General features: G+C 42.6%; 17 protein-coding genes. 13 read left to right on the top strand and 4 right to left on the bottom strand.

The window, feature by feature from the left end:
* Positions 1-282 precede the first annotated feature (282 nt).
* From F7D73_RS06110 to F7D73_RS06100, 3 genes are all read left to right on the top strand, one after another.
* Entirely contained in the window at positions 283-2,544 is a 2,262-nt protein-coding gene (locus F7D73_RS06110; RefSeq protein WP_153123088.1) for an aconitate hydratase, read from the top strand.
* Between the two features lie 2 nt (positions 2,545-2,546).
* Complete coding sequence (locus F7D73_RS06105) at positions 2,547-3,893, top strand: citrate/2-methylcitrate synthase (RefSeq protein WP_153123086.1); 1,347 nt, start codon at positions 2,547-2,549, stop codon at positions 3,891-3,893.
* Positions 3,894-4,340: 447 nt separating this feature from the next.
* The gene (locus F7D73_RS06100) at positions 4,341-4,703 is read left to right on the top strand and encodes a hypothetical protein (protein ID WP_153123083.1); all 363 of its coding nucleotides are present in this window, start codon (positions 4,341-4,343) and stop codon (positions 4,701-4,703) included.
* A 45-nt stretch (positions 4,704-4,748) separates the two neighbouring features.
* Here the strand turns inward: F7D73_RS06100 and hemW are convergent, their stop codons facing one another.
* On the bottom strand, positions 4,749-5,912 hold the full coding sequence (gene hemW, locus F7D73_RS06095; RefSeq protein ID WP_153123081.1) for a radical SAM family heme chaperone HemW: 1,164 nt from the start codon (positions 5,910-5,912) through the stop codon (positions 4,749-4,751).
* A gap of 256 nt (positions 5,913-6,168) precedes the next feature.
* On the opposite strand from hemW, the gene F7D73_RS06090 reads away from it, so the two are divergent.
* From F7D73_RS06090 to rprY, 3 genes are all read left to right on the top strand, one after another.
* Complete coding sequence (locus F7D73_RS06090; RefSeq protein WP_153123079.1) at positions 6,169-8,331, top strand: elongation factor G; 2,163 nt, start codon at positions 6,169-6,171, stop codon at positions 8,329-8,331.
* A 256-nt stretch (positions 8,332-8,587) separates the two neighbouring features.
* Positions 8,588-10,147 (top strand): sensor histidine kinase, encoded by a 1,560-nt coding sequence (locus F7D73_RS06085; RefSeq protein ID WP_153123077.1) that lies wholly within the window; start codon positions 8,588-8,590, stop codon positions 10,145-10,147.
* A gap of 48 nt (positions 10,148-10,195) precedes the next feature.
* A complete protein-coding gene (gene rprY / locus F7D73_RS06080) occupies positions 10,196-10,894 on the top strand; it encodes a response regulator transcription factor RprY (protein WP_153123075.1) in 699 nt (232 codons plus the stop codon).
* Positions 10,895-10,960: 66 nt separating this feature from the next.
* On the opposite strand, the gene F7D73_RS06075 is transcribed toward rprY, so the two are convergent.
* Positions 10,961-11,152 carry a hypothetical protein gene (locus tag F7D73_RS06075; RefSeq protein WP_153123073.1) on the bottom strand — a complete coding sequence of 64 codons (192 nt, stop codon included), beginning with the start codon at positions 11,150-11,152 and terminating at the stop codon, positions 10,961-10,963.
* Positions 11,153-11,390: 238 nt separating this feature from the next.
* Here F7D73_RS06075 and rpsF point away from each other — a divergent pair, with 238 nt between their 5' ends.
* From rpsF to F7D73_RS06040, 7 genes are all read left to right on the top strand, one after another.
* The gene (rpsF, locus tag F7D73_RS06070) at positions 11,391-11,735 is read left to right on the top strand and encodes a 30S ribosomal protein S6 (RefSeq protein WP_153123072.1); all 345 of its coding nucleotides are present in this window, start codon (positions 11,391-11,393) and stop codon (positions 11,733-11,735) included.
* 2 nt (positions 11,736-11,737) lie between these two features.
* Complete coding sequence (gene rpsR, locus F7D73_RS06065; RefSeq protein ID WP_006847399.1) at positions 11,738-12,007, top strand: 30S ribosomal protein S18; 270 nt, start codon at positions 11,738-11,740, stop codon at positions 12,005-12,007.
* Positions 12,008-12,026: 19 nt separating this feature from the next.
* Entirely contained in the window at positions 12,027-12,551 is a 525-nt protein-coding gene (gene rplI / locus F7D73_RS06060) for a 50S ribosomal protein L9 (protein ID WP_153123070.1), read from the top strand.
* 208 nt (positions 12,552-12,759) lie between these two features.
* On the top strand, positions 12,760-13,647 hold the full coding sequence (gene fabD, locus F7D73_RS06055; protein ID WP_153123068.1) for an ACP S-malonyltransferase: 888 nt from the start codon (positions 12,760-12,762) through the stop codon (positions 13,645-13,647).
* A 91-nt stretch (positions 13,648-13,738) separates the two neighbouring features.
* Entirely contained in the window at positions 13,739-15,931 is a 2,193-nt protein-coding gene (locus F7D73_RS06050) for an alpha-amylase family glycosyl hydrolase (protein ID WP_153123066.1), read from the top strand.
* A 1,030-nt stretch (positions 15,932-16,961) separates the two neighbouring features.
* Positions 16,962-17,270: a helix-turn-helix domain-containing protein gene (locus F7D73_RS06045; protein ID WP_153123065.1), complete on the top strand. Its 309-nt coding sequence runs from the start codon at positions 16,962-16,964 to the stop codon at positions 17,268-17,270.
* A gap of 9 nt (positions 17,271-17,279) precedes the next feature.
* Positions 17,280-18,770: a type II toxin-antitoxin system HipA family toxin gene (locus F7D73_RS06040; protein ID WP_153123063.1), complete on the top strand. Its 1,491-nt coding sequence runs from the start codon at positions 17,280-17,282 to the stop codon at positions 18,768-18,770.
* 209 nt (positions 18,771-18,979) lie between these two features.
* Here the strand turns inward: F7D73_RS06040 and F7D73_RS06035 are convergent, their stop codons facing one another.
* Together F7D73_RS06035 and F7D73_RS06030 are read right to left on the bottom strand one after the other, a co-directional pair.
* Complete coding sequence (locus tag F7D73_RS06035) at positions 18,980-20,014, bottom strand: threonine aldolase family protein (protein ID WP_153123061.1); 1,035 nt, start codon at positions 20,012-20,014, stop codon at positions 18,980-18,982.
* Positions 20,015-20,033: 19 nt separating this feature from the next.
* Positions 20,034-20,351: a heavy metal-binding domain-containing protein gene (locus F7D73_RS06030; protein ID WP_006847412.1), complete on the bottom strand. Its 318-nt coding sequence runs from the start codon at positions 20,349-20,351 to the stop codon at positions 20,034-20,036.
* Between the last annotated feature and the right edge of the window lie 70 nt (positions 20,352-20,421).

Genomic DNA, 20,421 nt, shown 5'->3' with positions numbered 1-20,421 from the left:
TTTTGCTTTTTCTTTTTCTTTTCTTACTATTTTTTGTTTTTCCTTATTTTTCTCTTAGAATTTGTTGTTTTGAAGTGGATTGTTGGTGAAAATGGCATAAATATGCAACAAATTTATCAAAAAACAAGAAATGCGGTATCAAAATGCTAAATTTTTAATAAAAAGTGCTACTAATTGCAGAAAAATTTGTAATTTTGCAAACAAATAATTCGATGTAATGCATATTCTTGTAGAAAAGATTGCATTTATGAATGTGGTAATAAATAATAATTAGTGAATAAGATGATACTGGACATTGAAATGCTGAGAAGCTTTTATGCTTCGTATTCGGAGAGTGTAGCCCAAGCAAAGGCTACAGTGAAACGACCTCTTACTTATGCCGAGAAGGTGCTTTTTGCACATCTTTTCGACCCGACTCAGTTGCGACCATATAAAAGAGGTGTAGAATATGTTGACTTCCGACCTAATCGCGTGGCGATGCAGGATGCTACGGCGCAGATGGCACTCTTGCAGTTCATGAATGCGGGTAAGGATAAGGTAGCTGTGCCTGCTTCCGTACATTGTGATCATTTGATTCGCGCTGATGTGGGCGCTAACATCGATCTTCCTGAGGCTTGCAAGACAAATAAAGAGGTCTACGATTTCTTGAAGTCCGTATCTCAGAAATATCATATCGGTTTTTGGGGACCTGGTGCAGGTATCATTCATCAGGTAGTACTCGAAAACTACGCCTTCCCAGGAGGTATGATGGTGGGTACCGATTCCCATACTCCTAATGCCGGTGGCTTAGGAATGGTAGCTGTTGGTGTAGGTGGTGCTGATGCTGTGGATGTGTTGACCGGTCAGCCTTGGGAACTCAAGATGCCTCGTCTTATCGGTGTTCATCTGACCGGTAAGCTTTCAGGATGGGCAACTCCTAAGGATGTGATTCTTGAAATTCTTGGTATTCTTACCGTAAAGGGAGGTACCAACGCTATTCTCGAATACTTTGGTGAGGGATTGGATAGTATCTCTACTACAGGTAAGGCAACTATCTGTAACATGGGTGCTGAGTTGGGTGCTACTTGCTCTATCTTCCCATTCGACCAGAATGCCGGTGAATATCTGCGTAAGACGGGTCGTGAAGAAATTGCATCTCTCGCACAGCAGAATGCGGAAGAACTCCGTGCAGATGATGAAGTTTTGGCTAATCCTTCTGCTTTCTATGACCAGATTGTAGAAATAGACCTTTCTAAGGTGGAGCCTCATTTGAATGGTCCGTTCACTCCAGATGCAGCAACGCCAATATCTCACATGAAGGCTAAAGGTCCTGCCAATGATTATCCTATGGTGGTAGAAGTAGGTTTGGTAGGTAGTTGTACCAACTCTTCTTATCAGGATCTTGCCCGTGCGGCTAGCGTGGCTCGTCAGGCTTATGAGAAGGGTATTGAAGTGAAAGGTCAGCTAATCATTAATCCTGGTTCTGAGCAGATTCGCTATACTGCCGAGCGTGATGGCATCCTTGATGACTTTAAGAAGATTGGAGCTCTTATCATGACCAATGCCTGCGGTCCTTGCATCGGACAGTGGAAGCGTCATACAGAAGACAATACTCGCAAGAATGCTATTGTTACCTCTTTTAATAGAAACTTCCGCCGTCGTGCTGATGGTAACCCTAATACGTTTGCCTTCATTGGAAGTCCTGAACTTACGGTGGCTCTGACCATTGCTGGCAGATTGGATTTCAATCCTGCTACCGATACTTTGCTGGACAAGGATGGCAATAGCGTGAAGCTCGATGCTCCTACAGGCTTTACTTTCCCTCCAAAGGGATTTGCCGTAGAAGACAAGGGATTCATTGCTCCAAGTGAAGAAAATGCAAATGTAGAGGTAGTTATTGCTCCAGACAGCAATCGTCTTCAGAAACTGGCTCCTTTTGCTCCTTGGGATGGTAAGGATTTGGTAGACATGCCTTTACTTATCAAGACGGAAGGAAAGTGTACCACAGACCATATTTCTATGGCTGGACCTTGGTTGAAGTTCCGTGGACATCTGCAGAATATTTCAGACAACCTTCTGATGGGAGCCGTGAATGCCTTCAACGGTGAAAGTAATAAGGTGAAGAACCAGTTGGATGGCGATTATGTTGAGGTTTCTACAGCAGCTAAGGCTTACAAGGCACAGGGAATCAGCAGCATCGTGGTGGCAGAGGATAATTACGGCGAGGGATCTTCTCGTGAACATGCCGCTATGGAGCCTCGTTTCCTGAATGTAAAGGTGATTTTGGCTAAGAGTTTTGCCAGAATTCATGAGACAAACTTGAAGAAGCAGGGTATGCTTGCTCTAACATTCTGCAACAAGGACGATTATAACAAGGTACAGGAAGACGACCGTATCTCGTTGACTGGTTTGAAGGAGTTTGCTCCTGGCTCTAAACTCACCGTTACTTTAAAGCATAAAGATGGTTCTGAGGATAGTTTTGAGGTAGAACATACCTATAATGATACACAGATAGCATGGTTCAAGGCTGGTTCTGCATTGAATTTTGCTGCAAAAAACAAGTAGTCATGAACAAAGAATATTTAATATATAAGCTGAGTGATGAGGTTAAAAACTCATGCAAGATTGATAAAGAGGCATTCAAGAAGTTTAATGTAAAGCGTGGACTTCGTAATGAGGATGGTTCTGGTGTATTGGTTGGATTGACCAATATAGGTAATGTCGTGGGTTATGAGCGCGATGCAGATGGCAAGTTGACCCCTACAGAGGGTAAACTTTACTATCGTGGCTATGAGCTGGATGATCTGGTAAGCCCACTTCTGAAGGAAAAGCGCTTCGGTTTTGAGGAGGTTGCCTTCCTCCTGCTCTCTGGTCAGTTGCCTGATAAGGAGGAACTGGAGGCATTTAAGGAACTTCTGAACGACAATATGCCGCTCGATCACCGTACAATTACCCACATTATTGAGTTGGAGGGTAGCAATATCATGAATATTTTGGCTCGTTGTGTGCTCGAAATGTACACTTTTGATCCAAATCCTGATGATATCAGTCGTGATAACTTGATGCGCCAAAGCATTGAGCTGATAGCAAAGTTCCCTACGATTATTGCCTATGCATACAATATTTACCGTCATTCAGTGCAGGGTAGAAGTCTTCATATTCGTCATCCTCGTGAGAATCTCTCTATTGCAGAGAACTTTCTTTACATGATGAAGCATGAGAACTATTCTGAGCTGGATGCGCGTATGCTCGATCTTCTCTTGATTATTCAGGCAGAGCATGGTGGAGGTAATAACTCAACCTTTACAGTGCGTGTTACATCTTCTACTCGTACAGATACCTACAGCTCTATCGCAGCAGGTATCGGAAGTTTGAAAGGTCCTTTGCATGGTGGTGCCAATATCAAGGTTATCAATATGTTCCACCACTTAAAAGAGGCAATCAAGGATTGGACCAATGTAAACGAATTGGATATTTATCTCAAGCGTATGCTCAATAAGGAGGCTTATGATAAGACGGGACTTATCTATGGTATCGGTCATGCCGTTTACACATTGAGCGATCCTCGTGCTGTAGAATTGAAGCGCTTGGCTGGTGAACTTGCCAAGGAAAAAGGTAGAGAAGATGAGTACAATTTCTTGAAATTGATAGAGCAGGAGGGAATCAAATGTTTGCAGGAGCATCGTGGAGGAAGTAAGCCTGCGTGTGCAAACCTCGATTTTTATAGTGGCTTTATCTATGAAATGATAGGTCTGCCACAAGAGATTTATACTCCAATCTTCGCTATGGCTCGTATTGTGGGCTGGACTGCACATCGTATCGAGGAACTCAACTTTGAGGGTCGTCGTATCATTCGTCCAGCTTATAAGAACATTCTTGGTGAGCTTGATTATCAGCCGCTTGATGAAAGATAAAACGGTGATTCCTTTTATTGAAATATATAAAAGCTGGCAATACTCGTAGTGGGTATTGCCAGCTTTTTTCTGATAAAAAGCCAATAAAGGATGGTAATGGCGTTTCTGTTATCTTTTTGAGGACAGTTGCAGTCAAGATGCTTGTATTTTGTTGCTTTTTGAATGTGTTTATTGAGAGTCTACACTTTTGGTGCATAAAAAACGTTAATAATTCATGAAAATAGGGGTGTTTATTTGCTGTTCTCAAAATAATGTGATAATTTTGCATATTGAAATTACGTTTTCAGTTAAAAGATGAAAGTTGAGGTCTAGCTATAGTAAATGTTTTAAACTTAGATCTCACCGTAAGTTTAAATTAGTATTAATCAAAATGGATTGCGTTATGAGCTCCGTTTTTTATCAATTGAATTTCTTTTGGTGATGAGCGGAACAGTAAATGAAAAAATTATGGAAAAAGAGTTTGAAGATTATTGGCTAAAGCATCAAAAAAGGTTGATTTTGAAATCGCCAAAGAACTTGAGAGAAGAGTATCTTGAGTCTACGCGCTTAGATACCCCGATGGATTGGGTATGCTTTGTATTGCCGATAGCTGTTGGCATCATACTTCAGCCTAGATTGAATTTTGAAAGTGAAATTCTGTCATGGGGCGTGGTTTTGCTTGTTGTGGTTGTGCTTTTTGCGCTACTTCAGATGGTCAAGCCTTATCTGCAAAAGAAAAAGACTACGATTCAGGCATTGGATGCTATTAAGAATTTCTATTATGAACGTTATAAGAAATATGGTCTAGACAAAATTGAGTCTTGGTCATAATATAAGTTGCGACATATTCTGGATTAGAATATGTCGCAACTTTTTTTACACTATCATGAAGTCGCTCATGATATCATCAGAAACATAGAGTCCTTTAGGAGTGAGCGAGAGGTGGTCGTTCTCTATCTTCATCAGGCCGCGGGCAATATGCTTTTGAGCTTCCGAAGTTAGTTGACGGGTTAGCTCTTCTCCAAATTCTTCTGCCACATGTTTTATACTGATGCCATCGGAAGTACGTAGGGCAGTAGCGATGAGGTCGTTGTATCGGGTATTGATGTCAAGTTCTTCTTTTTCTGATGGCAATGTGCCTTGTTCTATCTTTTCGATATATTGTGCCAGTTGAGCTATGTTCCAGCTTCTTGTGGCAAAAAGTTGCCCTCCTTTATGGATGCGTTTATATGAATGGGCTGCGGCTCCGATACCTATGTATGGAGTTTCGTGCCAATAGCTGCTGTTGTGGCGTGAACGATAGCCTGGGCGGGCAAAGTTGCTGATTTCGTAATGTTCGTAGCCGGTCTTGGTAAGAAGTTGTATCAGTGTATCGTACATGTTCCGGCTCATCTCTTCATCAATTTCTTCAATTTTCCCCTGTTCTAATAAACGATAGAGTGAGGTCCCCTCTTCGTACATCAAGCTATATGCTGAGATATGTTCCACATTCAGACTGATGACCTCTTGGATGTCGCTTGTCCATTGCTCGATATTTTCGCCGGGAAAGCCGAACATGAGGTCGATACTGATATTGTTGATGCCAATGTTGCGCAGACGTTCTACGGCTATTCTGACTTCTTGAGCGTTGTGGCGACGGTGTAAAAAGCGCAAACGCTCATTGCTGAAAGTTTGGGCACCCATGCTGATGCGGTTGACCGGGAGCTGTTTGAGGGTTTGGCAAAACTCTTCTGTAATATCATCAGGATTGCATTCTATCGTGATTTCCATATCGCGAGTGAAATGTCCTAGATATTTATTGATTCCATCGAATAATTTGATGAGTTGTTCGCCCGTAAGTTGACTGGGCGTACCACCTCCTAAATATACAGTTTCTATCTTTTCTCCTTCTTCCAATTCTTGATGAATAGGGCGTAGAGACATTTCTTTGATGAGTGCGTCTACGTATGCATCCCTTAGTTTGAGGGATGTAGTGCTGTAAAAACCGCAATAAATGCAGCGGCTTTCACAAAATGGGATATGTATGTATAATCCAGCCATATTTTTTTACTTCCAGTTATTCCTTCTAGCTTACCCTTATCTTCTTATATATAATAAGGTGTAAGGAGGATTTCTATATTTAACAAAATGCAAAATTACTAATATGTTTTAAAAATAGGCAACTTTTTCGATAAAACTTTTGGAAGTATCAGAAAAAAAACGTAATTTAGTACCATGAAACGGAAAAACCGCATGGTTGGACTGTTGAAAACAACTAGCAAATTTAATGTATAACCCTTAAAAATCTATAAGCGTCATGAGAGTATATCAGACAAATGAGATTAAGAACATTGCATTGCTGGGCAGTGCGGGTAGCGGCAAGACTACACTTGCCGAAAGTATGTTATTTGAAGCAGGCGTTATCAAGCGTAGAGGCTCTGTAGAAGCGAAGAATACGGTGAGCGACTACTTCCCAGTTGAGCTGGAGTATGGTTACTCTGTGTTCCCTACCGTTTTTCACGTGGAGTGGAACAACAAGAAGTTGAATATCATCGACTGCCCTGGTAGCGACGATTTCGTTGGTGGTGCAATTACATCCCTCAACGTAACCGATCAGGCAGTTATCCTTATCAATGGTCAATATGGTCCAGAGGTAGGCACCCAGAACAATTTCCGTTATACCGAGAAGTTGAGCAAGCCTGTCATCTTCCTCGTCAACCAGCTTGACTCTGACAAATGTGATTTCGATAACCTCATTGCAACTATGAAGGATATATATGGTCCTAAGTGTGTGCAGATACAATATCCTATCGAGACCGGTCCTGGCTTCAATGCTCTCATTGACGTCTTATTGATGAAAAAATATTCCTGGAAACCAGAAGGCGGTGCTCCTATCATCGAGGATATTCCTGAGGAGGAAATGGACAAGGCAATTGAGCTTCATGCAGCACTCGTTGAGGCTGCTGCCGAAAACGATGAGGGCTTGATGGAGAAATTCTTCGAGAGCGAAAGCTTGACAGAGGATGAACTCCGCGAGGGAATCCGTAAGGGATTGGTTACCCGTAGTATCTTCCCTGTATTCTGTGTTTGTGCAGGTAAGTCTATGGGTGTTCATCGTTTGATGGAGTTCTTGGGCAACGTGGTGCCTTTCGTAAGCGAGATGCCTAAGTTGCACAATACCCGTGGTGAGGAAATTGCTCCTGATACCAATGGTCCTGAGAGTGTTTACTTCTTTAAAACAGGTATGGAACCACATATCGGTGAGGTAAGTTACTTCAAGGTGATGAGTGGCTCTATTAAGAGTGGTGATGACCTGACCAATGCCGACCGTGGTTCTAAGGAACGTATCGGACAGATTTATGCCTGCGCTGGTGCCAACCGTGTACCTGTGGATCAGTTGAACGCTGGTGATATCGGTTGTACCGTGAAGATGAAGGACGTGAAGACTGGCAATACCTTGAATGGAAAGGGTGCTGAGTGGCGTTTCGATTTCATCAAGTATCCTAACCCTAAGTATTCTCGTGCTATCAAGGCTGCTAATGCCCAGGATACAGAGAAGCTGATGGCTGCCCTTATCAAAATGCGTCAGGAAGACCCTACATGGATTGTTGATCAGAGCAAGGAGTTGCGTCAGATTATCGTTCGTGGTCAGGGTGAGTTCCACCTCCGTACATTGAAGTGGCGTTTGGAAAACAACGAGAAACTCAACGTTACATTCGGAGAGCCTCGTATTCCATATCGTGAGACTATTACCAAGAAGGCTCGTGCAGACTATCGTCATAAGAAGCAGAGTGGTGGTGCTGGTCAGTTTGGTGAGGTGCACCTCATTGTTGAGCCTTATGCAGAAGGTATGCCAGATCCAACATCATTCACTTTCAACGGTCAGGAGTTCAAGATGAATATCAAGAGTCGTGAAGAGGTTTCTTTGGAGTGGGGTGGCAAGTTGGTATTCCTCAATTCTGTTGTAGGTGGTGCCATTGATGCCCGATTCATGCCTGCCATTCTTAAGGGTATTATGGACTGTATGGAACATGGTCCTTTGACAGGTTCTTATGCTCGTGACGTTCGTGTAATCGTATATGACGGAAAGATGCACCCTGTAGACAGCAACGAGTTGTCGTTCATGTTGGCTGCACGTCATGCCTTCAGCGATGCGTTCAAGCAGGCTGGTCCTAAGATTCTTGAACCTATCTATGATTTGGAAGTTTATGTTCCTGCCGACTATATGGGTGATGTAATGAGTGATCTTCAGGGACGTCGTGCTCTTATCATGGGTATGGATTCTGAGGCAGGTTATCAGAAGCTCTGTGCTAAGATACCTCTCAAGGAACTTGCAAATTACTCTATTTCTCTCAGTTCGATTACTGGTGGTCGTGCTTCGTTTACAACCAAGTTTGCCAGCTACGAGTTGGTTCCTACCGACATTCAGGGCAAGTTGATTGCTGAGCACGAGGCTGAGTTGGCAAAGGAAGATGAATAATTGAATTATTCATTTGAAATATATAAGAATACATTAGTTTGAGAATTATCTCTCTTATATAAATTAAAATTTTATGTTGATATGACCAATGAGGGGGCGTGCATGTGATATGTACGCTCCTTTTTCGTCTTTTTATGTCTACGTTAGTTTTGTATATGGAACTAAATGATTTATTTTTAGTTAATTTGCTTAAAAACCGATTAAATAATTAACGGTTTTGTGTTAACCAATTAAGAAAATTCCTATCTTTGCCCCCATGAAGAAGAAAACGATTTGGACCATAGCCATTATTATGGGCTTTTCGTTCCTTGCTCTGCTCTTTTTGCAGTTGAGTTACATCCAGGAGATGGTTAACATGAAGAAGGAACAGTTTGACGAATCTGTCAACAGAGCCCTATATCAAGCTTCAAGAAATCTGGAGCTGAATGAAACCTTGCGCTATCTTGAAAAAGATGTCAATGAGACAGAGCGGAAGGCGGCCAAGAAGGATTCTGCGGGTACTCGTAGCGGGATGCCTGATGGTACAGTGCAGCAATCGCATCAGTACTCGGTAGTAGGAAAGGATGGTACGGTGTATTCATCCTTTGAACTGAAAACCATCGCCATTAGTCCTGGCAATATGCCTAAGGCGATGATTTTGAGAAGCGATAAGAATTCGATCAACGAAACTCAGAAGTCGTTGCAGGAAATCGTCAAGAATCGCTATGTATATCAGAAAGCGTTGTTGGACGAGGTGGTTTATTCCATTCTCTATTCTGCATCTGATAAGCCTTTGAAGGAGCGTATCAACTTCAAGCAGCTGGATCAGGACTTGAAGGCAGAGATGATGAACAATGGTATTAACATACCATATCATTTCACTGTAACTACACAGGATGGACGTGAGGTGTATCGCTGTCCAGACTATAGCGATGAGGGCGAGGAATACAGCTATTCGCAGGTGCTTTTCCGTAACGACCCGCAGTCGAAGATGGGAGTTGTGAAGATTCATTTCCCTGATATGAATAGTTACATCTTCTCCAGTGTGCGCTTCATGATACCAAGTATCATCTTTACTCTGGTATTGCTGATTACCTTCATCTTTACCATTGTGGTTATCTTCCGACAGAAGAGATATACGGAGATCAAGAACGATTTCATCAACAATATGACCCATGAGCTGAAGACGCCTATTGCCAGTATCAGTCTGGCAGCACAGATGCTCAATGATTCCTCTGTTTCCAAGAGTGAACAGATGCAGAAACATTTGGGTGGGGTGATAAACGATGAGTCTAAACGACTTCGCTTCCTTGTAGAGAAAGTGCTGCAGATGAGTATGTTCGACCGTAAGAAGGCGGTATTCAAGAAGAAAGAACTCGATCTCAATGAGATGGTGGAAAACATTGCTCATTCATTTGCACTCCGTGTTGAGCATACGGGTGGTAAGGTATATACCGATATTGAAGCGATTGATTCGGGGCTCTATGTAGATGAGGTACATTTCCAGAATGTAATCTTCAATCTGATGGATAATGCGGTGAAATATCGCAAACCGGATGAGCCACTCAACATTACGATGAAAACCTGGAATGATGAAGAACATCTTTATCTCTCTATAACTGATACCGGATTGGGTATGAAGAAGGAGAATCTGAAGAAAATCTTCGATAAGTTCTATCGTGTTCATACTGGTAATGTGCATGATGTGAAGGGATTCGGTCTCGGATTGGCCTATGTGAAGAAAATCGTGGATTTGCATGATGGCGAAATCAAGGTAGAAAGTGAATTCGGCAAGGGTACTACTTTCACCATAAAACTGCCGGTAATACATAGTTAAAAAAGAAATAAATAATAGGAATATTAACAAATTAAAATGGATTAAGATATGGAAGAGACAATTAAAATCTTGCTTTGTGAGGATGATGAGAACCTGGGTATGTTGCTTCGCGAATATTTGCAGGCAAAGGGTTATTCTACAGTGTTGTGTCCTGACGGTGAGCAGGGATTCAAGGAATTTACAAAGAATAAGTATGATATAGCTGTTCTTGACGTGATGATGCCGAAGAAAGACGGTTTCACCCTGGCACAGGATATTCGACAGGCTAATGCGGATCTGCCTATCATCTTCTTGACAGCCAAGACATTGAAGGAGGATATTCTCGAAGGTTTCAAGATTGGTGCTGATGATTATATCACCAAGCCATTCTCTATGGAGGAGCTGGTATTCCGTGTAGAGGCTATCTTGCGTCGTGTACGTGGCAAGAAGACCAAGGAGAGCACTCTGTATCACATCGGCAAGTTCGTATTTGATACACAGAAGCAGCTCCTTACTATTGGTGATCAACAGACTAAGTTGACAACCAAGGAAAATGAGTTGTTGGCTCTTCTCTGTTCACATGCCAATGAAATCCTGCAGCGTGATTTTGCCCTCAAGACAATCTGGATTGATGACAACTACTTCAATGCTCGCTCTATGGATGTGTATATCACCAAACTTCGTAAGCACCTGAAGGATGATGATCAGATTGAAATCATCAATATCCATGGCAAGGGTTACAAGTTGATTGTGCCAAACCAGGATTAATAAGCCGGAAAGACAGGCAAAGTATTCTGCTGATTAAAAAGATAAGGATGAGTCGAAGCAGTCGGCTCATCCTTTTTTGATAGTATAAATATATCCCGCTACCCCAGCAAGGATAAAAAACAAACCAGCGTAGAGCATGCTGTTGTTCTTGATGTTCATCGCAAAGCTGGCAGCAAGTAGCAATACGCCCAACACAATGAAAGCCATGCCCATGGTAGGGAGAGCACGGAATGATTTCTTTAATTTCTGATTCTTCATAATCTTTACTTCTTATTTATTTTATATATTTAATAAGGTGTAACCCTTCAAAAAGTCTTCTAAAAACTTCATAAAAGCTAAAAAGAACAAATATTTTCTGCAAAAGTACAAAAAATATTTGGTTAATTCAAGAAAAAGTCGTACTTTTGCACCGCAATTCGTGAAAAGGATGTTTTATGGCATCTTTTACGAAGCGCAAAATATTTATTAATAACAAATTTTAATTATCAAAAGTAGTATGAATCAATACGAAACCGTTTTCATTTTGACTCCCGTTTTGTCTGATGAACAGATGAAGGAAACGGTCGCTAAGTTCGAGAAGGTACTCACCGATAATGGTGCTGAGATTCTGAACAAAGAGGCTTGGGGTTTGAAGAAGTTGGCTTACAACATCGAGAAGAAGACATCAGGCTTCTACAGCTTGGTTGAGTTCAAGGCTGAGCCAACTGTTATCGCTAAGCTCGAAACAGCTTATCGCCGCGACGAGAAAGTAATTCGTTACATGACTGTTAAACTTGACAAGTATGCTGTCGCTTACGCAGAGAAGCGTCGTGCAAAGCTTGGTAAAAAAGAGGAGGCTTAATCATGGCAGATCAGAAATCAGAAATCCGTTATTTGACCGCTCCTTCTATCGACACAAAGAAGAAGAAGTATTGCCGTTTCAAGAAGAGCGGTATTAAGTACATCGACTACAAGGATCCAGAGTTCTTGAAGAAGTTCTTGAACGAGCAGGGTAAAATCCTTCCACGTCGTATCACAGGTACATCTTTGAAGTATCAGCGCCGTGTAGCACAGGCTGTAAAGCGTGCTCGCCAGATCGCTTTGCTTCCTTACGTAACCGATTTGATGAAGTAATTTAAGGAGGAGAAGAAGAATGGAAATTATTTTGAAGCAAGATATTATCGGTCTTGGATACAAGAACGATATCGTTAATGTAAAGAGTGGTTATGGTCGTAACTTCCTTATCCCTACAGGTAAGGCTGTTATCGCTTCTCCATCTGCTAAGAAGCAGTTGGCTGAGGATTTGAAGCAGCAGGCTCACAAGCTTGAGGCTATCAAGGCTGAGGCTGTTAAGAAGGGCGAGGCTCTCAATGGCGTTGTTCTTACTATTACTGCTAAGGTTAGTGCTACTGGTCAGCTCTACGGTTCAGTTAACGCTGCAACTGTTGCTGAGGAGCTCGCTAAGAAGGGCATCGAGGTTGATCGCAAGATCGTTACTATGAAGGATGCTAAGAAGGTTGGTGAGTACGAGGCTACTGTACACTATCACAAGGAGGTTGAGGTTAAGGTTCCTGTTATCGTTGTTGCTGAGAATGCTCCTGTAGCTGCTCCAGCTGAGGCTCCTGTAGAGGCTCCTGCTGCTGAGGTTGCTGAGGAAGAGGCTCCTGCAGCTGAGTAATCCTTAATCAATCAATTTGTCATTAGTACGATAATTTTCGCACTGTAAAGCAAATTAATATAAAGAATCCCTTTTGCCGGAAGGCATTAGGGATTTTTTTTGTTTTTCTCTCCCGATTCTCAGAAAAAAATTGTATCTTTGCACCCGAATTGGAAGTATTTATAGTAAAATAGTATATTAATAATAAACTTTTAAAATAAGGATAAAAATGAAAGCATTTGTTTTCCCTGGTCAGGGTTCTCAGTTCGTAGGTATGGGTAAGGACCTCTACGACAACAACGCATTGGCAAAAGAACTTTTCGATAAGGCCGACGAGATTCTCGGCTTCAAGATTACTGATATTATGTTTGCTGGTACTGATGAGCAGTTGAAGGAAACCAAGGTTACACAGCCTGCTGTGTTCCTCCACTCTGTTATCTCTGCTCTCTGCTTGGGTGAGGAGTTCCAGCCTGCAATGGTTGCTGGTCACTCTCTCGGTGAGTTCTCTGCATTGGTAGCTGCTGGTGCAATGGCTTTCGAGGATGGTTTGAAGCTTGTTGCTGCACGTGCTAATGCTATGCAGAAGGCTTGCGAGGCTAATCCTGGTACTATGGCTGCTATCATCGGTTTGCCTGATGAGAAGGTTGAGGAAATCTGCGCTCAGGTAAGCACAGAGGGCAACGTAGTTGTTGCTGCTAACTATAACTGCCCAGGTCAGCTCGTTATTTCTGGTAATGTTGATGCTATCAATGCTGCTTGTGAGCAGTTGAAGGCTGCTGGTGCTAAGCGTGCTTTGCCTTTGAAGGTGGGCGGTGCTTTCCACTCTCCATTGATGCAGCCTGCTAAGGATGAGCTTCAGGCAGCAATCGAGAAGACTACTTTCTCTGCTCCTAAGTGCCCTGTTTATCAGAATGTAGACGGTAAGCCTCATACTGATCCTGCTGAGATTCAGCAGAACCTCATCGCTCAGCTCACAAGTTCTGTACGTTGGACTTCATCTGTTCAGGCTATGATTGCTGCTGGTGCTGATGATTTCACAGAGTGTGGTCCAGGCAAGGCTTTGCAGGGTATGATTGGCCGCATCGACAAGAATGTAGCTGCTCACGGCATTGCTTAATTGAGATTTAATTATAGTCAGCGCTTTATTTTCTCAGCAAAGGCGTTGTTGGGAAGATAAAGCGTTTCATTCTTTACGTATAGACCGCTAAATGAAGGAAAAAATTATTATTTACCAGGTTCTCCCTCGACTCTTTGGCAATCAGAATACCAATTGCAAGGAGAATGGTACAATAGAAGAAAACGGTTGCGGAAAGCTTAATGACTTTACTGATGAGGTTCTGGCCCGTATTCATGACATGGGCTTTACACATATTTGGTATACAGGTGTGATTCGTCATGCCACACAGACAAACTACTCATCTTATGGAATTCCTACCCAACATGCTGAGGTGGTAAAGGGCAAGGCTGGTTCGCCATACGCCATCACCGATTATTATGACATCGATCCGGATTTGGCGGAGAATGTCAGTCAAAGAATGAAGGAGTGGGAAATGCTTATTGAGCGCACGCATAAGGCTGGTATGAAAGTTGTGATGGACTTTGTGCCAAATCATGTGGCTCGTGAGTATCATTCCATTTGCAAACCGGCAAGTGTACGAGATTTGGGAGAAGATGATGATCCTAACATGCATTTTTCTACCAAGAATAATTTCTATTATGCTTGGGGCGATTTAGATTTGAACGATGTTCGCTACTCTAAGCCAGAGTTCAAGGCTTTTCATGCCAAGGACGCTAAGATATATGAACAATATAAGGAGAGTCCTGCTAAGGCAACGGGTAACGACCGCTTTGACAACCGTCCAGGCTGCAACGACTGGTATGAGACCGTGAAACTCAACTATGGTGTAGATTATTGTGATGCGGGAGGCAGAAGCTATCATTATGAGCCTGTGCCAAATACATGGGGCAAGATGACGGATATCCTGCTTTATTGGGCAAGCAAGGGTGTAGATGGTTTCCGCTGCGATATGGCAGAGATGGTGCCTACTGCATTCTGGTCTTATGCCACACAGATATTGAGATCGAAGTATCCTCACATTGTTGTAATCGGTGAGGTATATGATCCTAACCAGTACCGCAACTATGTGAAGGCTGGTTTCGATTATCTTTATGATAAGGTGGGAATGTATGATTGCCTGCGTGGTGTGGTTCGGGGTGAGCGCCCTGCTGCCAGTATCACTCATGAATGGCAGGTGGTGGATGATATCCGCCAGCACATGCTCTATTTCCTGGAAAACCATGATGAGCAGCGCATCGCCAGCGATTTCTTCTGCGGCAATGCCATGAAGGCAATTCCGGCAGCAGCCATGAGCCTCTTCTTCCAGAAGAATCCTTTCATGCTTTATAGCGGACAGGAGTTTGGCGAGAAGGGTATGGACAAGGAGGGATTCAGCGGAAGAGATGGTCGTACCACAATATTCGACTACTGGAGTCCTTCAACTTTGGCACATGCTTATCAGGATTCTGCCGATGAGACTTTGACAGCTGAGCAGAAGTATCTGGCAGCTACCTATCGTCAACTTCTTCGTCTTGCCAATGAAGAAAAGGCGCTTCGAGAAGGTGATACTTTCGACCTGATGTATGTGAATCCTGGTTCAGAGGGCTTTGATCCACGTACCAATTTTGCCTTCCTTCGCAAGAAGGATAATGAGGTGATGCTCATCGTGCTCAACTTTGCCCAGGAGGCTCGCCAGCTTCAGGTATGTATCCCTGGTCATGCTTTCGATTTCTTCCAGATCACTGAAGAGGAGGTTCTCGTTACCGAACTGTTCTCGGGAGGCAAGAAGAAGGTTGAACTGAAAAAGGATGGCGTATTCCCGATATCCATGGATGCTAACGGAGTAAGAATCTATAAATTCAATGTCAAGATGGAGGAAAGTGATATTATATTGAACGAGCATCATAAGGAGGAGTTCCCTCCTGCTCATACGGCTGAGCATCTGCTCAACCAGTTGATGGTTCGTATGTTTGGTTGCGAGCGTAGCAAGAATGCCCATGTCGAGCGCAAGAAGAGTAAGATGACCTTCGTAGTCGATCACAAGCCTACCCGCCAGGAGGAAAAGGAGATTGAGACGGAGATGAATCGCCTGATAGAGCTTGATATGCCAGTAACTTATGAGTTCGTAGATCGTGATCACATTCCAGCAGAGGTGAAACTCGATCGTTTGCCTGATGATGCTAGTGATACCTTGCGTCTGGTTCGTATCGGTGATTATGATGTTTGTCCATGTATTGGCAAGCATGTCCGTTCAACAGCTCAGATTGGCAAGTTCGTATTGCTTGGTACCAATTGGGATGAGCATGCGCATTCATTGCGTATCCGCTTCAAGATTGTGCAATAATATAAAAAAAACAGCAATGGAGTAGTAGCCATTGCTGTTTTTTTTCTTTATATCATCACCGCTTTCTTCTTTTCTTTCGCGCACATAAATGTTTTTCTCGAAAAAGTATCAAAGTGTCATTGATTTCAGGTATATTGTTGATACATAGTGGCTTATAAAATGACACTTCCAAATATGTTTACAAAGAAGAATCATAGAAGTATCATAAATTCCATAGAAGTATCATAAAATTCAGGTAAGTCGCTTACAAGAAAGCCTTTTTTGAGGATTTATGTCTAGAAAAATAGGAGCAAAAACTAAGAAATGTCTACTATTTCAGTTCTATAGAATTGATAATGTCTACTATTTCAGTTTTATAAAACTGATAGTGTCTACCTTTCTAGTTTATTTAGTATGTCAATATTAACCAGGAATAAGTTGGAAGACTGACAATTGTAGTTAGGAATAAGCACATTGGCTGGTCCCTGAGTGCCCGTCACACGGGCACTCAGAGACCATGTGATGGGCATCGACAGAACAAGTGATGGGTACTCATTGCCCGTACAGTGGGCATCGAGTGCCCATTTTATGGGATGATTTTTGGGTACTATTTTGAGTAAGCGAATTGTAGTTTCCTATATTTAGTTGACTACAATTTTGTGTTTTTGTACAATGCTTTATGGTGATTTGATGATACTTCTATCGAAATTATGATACTTCTATGATACTTCTTTGTAAACATATTTAGAAGTGTCATTTTGCAAATCGTTATGTATCAGTAATTTATCTGCAAACAATGATACTTTGAGACTTTTTCGAGAAAAAACATTTATGTGCGAGTATAAAGGAATGGGTGAATCTGCGTCATTTGTAAGCGGCTCCTCGCATCATTTTCCAGAAAAATACAGAAAGTTAGAAAATAATCTCTTCAAAGCTTGCCTGTTCCATTTCTTTTTGTTATATTTGCATCCGTAAATATCAGTATATTGAAGATAAAGGCTGATATATGGGATAAATATCATTATAATGATAGATAAATAAATAAAAGATTATGGCAGATTTATATGAATATTCTACTCCAGAGTTGGTACGCTTACTGGGAGTGAGATTCAAGGAATATAGAATGCGATGCAATCTCACCCAGAAAGAGGTTGCCGAGCTTACAGGGCTTGGCTTGACCACCATCCACAAGTTTGAGAATGGTACAGCGGGCAATCTTTCGCTTTCCACTTTTCTTCTCTTGCTGAAAGTGGTGGGGCAGATTGATGCCATCAATGATGTGCTTCCAGAACTTCCTCCGTCACCTTATCTGATGAGAAAGGAGGAGAAGAAAGCGCAGAGAATACGTCATACTAAATAATAACTGGTTATGGTAAATACGTTGAGAGTAATGCTTTGGGACGAAGAAATCGGTCGCTTGGCATGGGACAATCGCCGCAGGCTATCGTACTTCACATATAATCCTGAGTTTTTGAAGAAGGGAATCGAAGTTTCTCCTCTTCAGGCTCCTGTGCATGGTATCCGTGCGATGATACCAGTGTGGGGAGAGGAAGCCAGAATGTACCAAAAACTTCCTGCTTTTTTGGCAGATTCATTGCCGGATGCCTGGGGTAATCAACTTTTCGAGCTTTGGCGAATACAAAATCATATTTCTAATGCTGATATAACTCCCTTGGATAAACTATCCTTTATCGGTAAGCGAGGTATGGGTGCATTGGAATTCTTACCAGAGGTAGCAAAGACGGATAAGGCAGAAATGATAGATGTCAAGTCGTTGGCAGACTTGGCAGAGCGCATTTTCATCGAGCGTGAAAATGCCCACATCATGCCAGAGGAATCTATCACGATGCAGTCCTTGCTTACGGTGGGAACATCGGCTGGTGGACGCCAGCCTAAGGCTATCATTGCCATCAATAAAGCTACGGGGGAGATACGAAGCGGTCAGGTAGCAGGGCTTCAGGATTATGATTACTACATATTGAAATTTGGCGATACGAAATACAGTTCTGCCGAGATAGAGATGACCTATTACGAGATGGCCATCAAGTCGGGAATAGATATGATGCCATCTAGACTATATGAGATTGATGGAAACAGGAATTTCATAACGAAGCGTTTCGATCGTGATGGTGAGAGGAAATTGCATACACAGACCCTTGCTGCGATTTCTCCGGAAACCGATAGCTATGAGGGACTTGTGGCAGTCTGCAGAAAATTACATTTGCCGGAGACTGATTGCCAGGAAGTATTTCGAAGACTTGTGTTCAATGTACTTTCCAACAATACGGATGACCATACAAAGAATTTCTCTTTTGTGATGGACGAGGCGGGTCTTTGGCGTTTGTCGCCAGCCTACGACCTCACTTATATTATAGATACAGGAGGCTATTTACCCAATACGGGTCATTGTATGTATGTAAGGTCTAAGCTGCATCATATTTCTTACGATGATGCCATTCAGTTTGCCAAGGACAATGGTATTCGTCGTGCTGATGCAATCATTAAGGAAGTGGCTGATTCACTGCGGCAATTCCGTGAAATTGCCAAGCGAAATGAGGTTCAGGACAGATGGATCAGTTCCATAGAGTCAGCGATTAATGCGCACCTTGTTTCATGGGGGTTGGAGGATAAAGACAACAGTTCTTCTTCTTTTGAGATAGATGGCAAAAGTTGTACTGATGTTCGCATAGAGCAGGCTTACAAAGGCAACTTCCATTTGTATGCAAGCATAGATGGGCGAGAATGTAAGTTTATTATCGAAAAGAACAAGCCCGAATATGCTACGATTCAAGAGACGGGATTGTCGAATCTTCCGGAGACGATGCTCAGAGATTTGGTTGCGAAATATCTGGTGAGATAGAAGATATTTGATTTAAAATAGAAAAAGCAAAGAAATCCACTTTGCTTTTTCTATTTTCTTTCTAAAAAGTTTGTATAATCAAAGATTATTCGTATTTTTGCACCGTCAGTCCCCCACCAAGCCTCTCAACGATGCTCAAATGCGTGGGGCTTTTTTGTATGTATACTTTTCTTCTCAAAATACGCTAATGGAAAGATATCTCTCTCCGGCTATAGAGTCTGAAGAATATGTTCCAGTTCATCAAGTTCTTCCTCCTTTGTTGCCCAACTCGTTACAAATCGGCAAATGATTTCGGTATCGCTCTTTCTTTCCCATATTTCGAATGCAACTTTCTTGGAAAGAGCATCGTAGAGGGAAGGTGAAAGTACGACAAACTGCTGATTGGTAGGAGAATCGTACGCAATAGCGATGCCATGCTTTTGGAAGATGCTGCGGATACGGGTAGCCATGGAGATGGCATGGCGCGATATCTTGAAATAGAGGCCTTCCGTAAACAGCGTGTTGAACTGGATGCCTAGCATTCTGCCCTTGGCAAGCAAGGCTCCATGACGCTTTATGTTAGTGAAGAAATACTTTGGTGCCTTCATGCCTGAAAATACTACAGCTTCGCCCATCATGGCGCCCACCTTGGTTCCACCTATATAGAATACATCACAATGCTTGGCAAGGAATGGCAAGTCATAGTCGCATGCCTCTGAAACCAGACCGTATCCCAGTCGTGCACCATCGATGAAGAGGCGGAGGTTATATTTCTGGCAGGTTGCATATAGCGCAGTCAACTCTTCCCTAGTGTAGACCATTCCGAACTCTGTCGGCATCGAGATATAAACCATGCCTGGCTGCACCATGTGAGGATGCGTTTCATCGGCAAGGAAAGTATCCATATATGCAGACAGGGTGCTGGATGTTAGCTTGCTGTTCTCTCCCGGCAGCGTAATGACCTTATGGCCAAATGCTTCTACTGCTCCAGATTCATGTACCTCGATATGACCGGTCTCCACACAGATAACTCCTTCGCATCCCATGAGCACGGAATCGATGACGGTGGTGTTGGTCTGTGTACCGCCTATCAGGAAGAACACTTCAGCATTCTCATTGTCTACGGCTTTACGGATTTTCTCTTTTGCAGATTCTGAGTATGGATCAAAACCATAACCGGATGTTTTCTCACTGTTTGTCTTGCCAAGAGCCTCTAGAATCTCTGGCAGCATACCATTGTTGTAATCACTTTCGAATGAAATCATATAATATAAAATGATAATATTAGATAATCACCGCCGTTCCGCTGCATGTTACCATCAGCATGGAGCCGCTGTTGCCTACGGTTTCGTAATCCAGGTCGATGCCCACGATGGCGTTGCAGCCCAGGGATGCAGCACGGTCGGCCATCTCTCTGAGGGCTGTATCCTTGGCCTCGCGGAGTGTACTTTCGTAAGAACCGCTTCTGCCACCGATTACGTCACGAACGCTGGCAAAGAAATCCTTCACAAAGTTGGTACCGATGATGGTTTCGCCAGTCACTACGCCACGATATTCACGGATAGGGTGGCCTTCTATGGTTGGAGTTGTACTCAAAATCATAATCTTTTCCTTTCTTTTTATGTTATTATCAATGTTATTTATAGCTTAGACGATAAAAGATAGCAAAAGG

This window comes from Segatella copri, from assembly GCF_009494395.1.
Classification (GTDB): Bacteria; Bacteroidota; Bacteroidia; order Bacteroidales; family Bacteroidaceae; genus Prevotella.
This window is presented reverse-complemented; position numbering and strand designations above follow the sequence as displayed.

Excerpts from the sequence above, each read along its gene's own strand:
- F7D73_RS06045 (WP_153123065.1), top strand. The coding sequence starts at position 16,962 with ATGGCAGATTTATATGAATATTCTACTCCAGAGTTGGTACGCTTACTG.
- F7D73_RS06090 (WP_153123079.1), top strand. The coding sequence starts at position 6,169 with ATGAGAGTATATCAGACAAATGAGATTAAGAACATTGCATTGCTGGGC.
- rprY (WP_153123075.1), top strand. The coding sequence starts at position 10,196 with ATGGAAGAGACAATTAAAATCTTGCTTTGTGAGGATGATGAGAACCTG.
- rpsF (WP_153123072.1), top strand. The coding sequence starts at position 11,391 with ATGAATCAATACGAAACCGTTTTCATTTTGACTCCCGTTTTGTCTGAT.
- rpsR (WP_006847399.1), top strand. The coding sequence starts at position 11,738 with ATGGCAGATCAGAAATCAGAAATCCGTTATTTGACCGCTCCTTCTATC.
- F7D73_RS06075 (WP_153123073.1), bottom strand. The coding sequence starts at position 11,152 with ATGAAGAATCAGAAATTAAAGAAATCATTCCGTGCTCTCCCTACCATG.
- F7D73_RS06110 (WP_153123088.1), top strand. The coding sequence starts at position 283 with ATGATACTGGACATTGAAATGCTGAGAAGCTTTTATGCTTCGTATTCG.
- fabD (WP_153123068.1), top strand. The coding sequence starts at position 12,760 with ATGAAAGCATTTGTTTTCCCTGGTCAGGGTTCTCAGTTCGTAGGTATG.
- F7D73_RS06100 (WP_153123083.1), top strand. The coding sequence starts at position 4,341 with ATGGAAAAAGAGTTTGAAGATTATTGGCTAAAGCATCAAAAAAGGTTG.
- hemW (WP_153123081.1), bottom strand. The coding sequence starts at position 5,912 with ATGGCTGGATTATACATACATATCCCATTTTGTGAAAGCCGCTGCATT.
- F7D73_RS06035 (WP_153123061.1), bottom strand. The coding sequence starts at position 20,014 with ATGATTTCATTCGAAAGTGATTACAACAATGGTATGCTGCCAGAGATT.
- F7D73_RS06085 (WP_153123077.1), top strand. The coding sequence starts at position 8,588 with ATGAAGAAGAAAACGATTTGGACCATAGCCATTATTATGGGCTTTTCG.
- F7D73_RS06050 (WP_153123066.1), top strand. The coding sequence starts at position 13,739 with ATGAAGGAAAAAATTATTATTTACCAGGTTCTCCCTCGACTCTTTGGC.
- F7D73_RS06030 (WP_006847412.1), bottom strand. The coding sequence starts at position 20,351 with ATGATTTTGAGTACAACTCCAACCATAGAAGGCCACCCTATCCGTGAA.
- F7D73_RS06105 (WP_153123086.1), top strand. The coding sequence starts at position 2,547 with ATGAACAAAGAATATTTAATATATAAGCTGAGTGATGAGGTTAAAAAC.
- F7D73_RS06040 (WP_153123063.1), top strand. The coding sequence starts at position 17,280 with ATGGTAAATACGTTGAGAGTAATGCTTTGGGACGAAGAAATCGGTCGC.
- rplI (WP_153123070.1), top strand. The coding sequence starts at position 12,027 with ATGGAAATTATTTTGAAGCAAGATATTATCGGTCTTGGATACAAGAAC.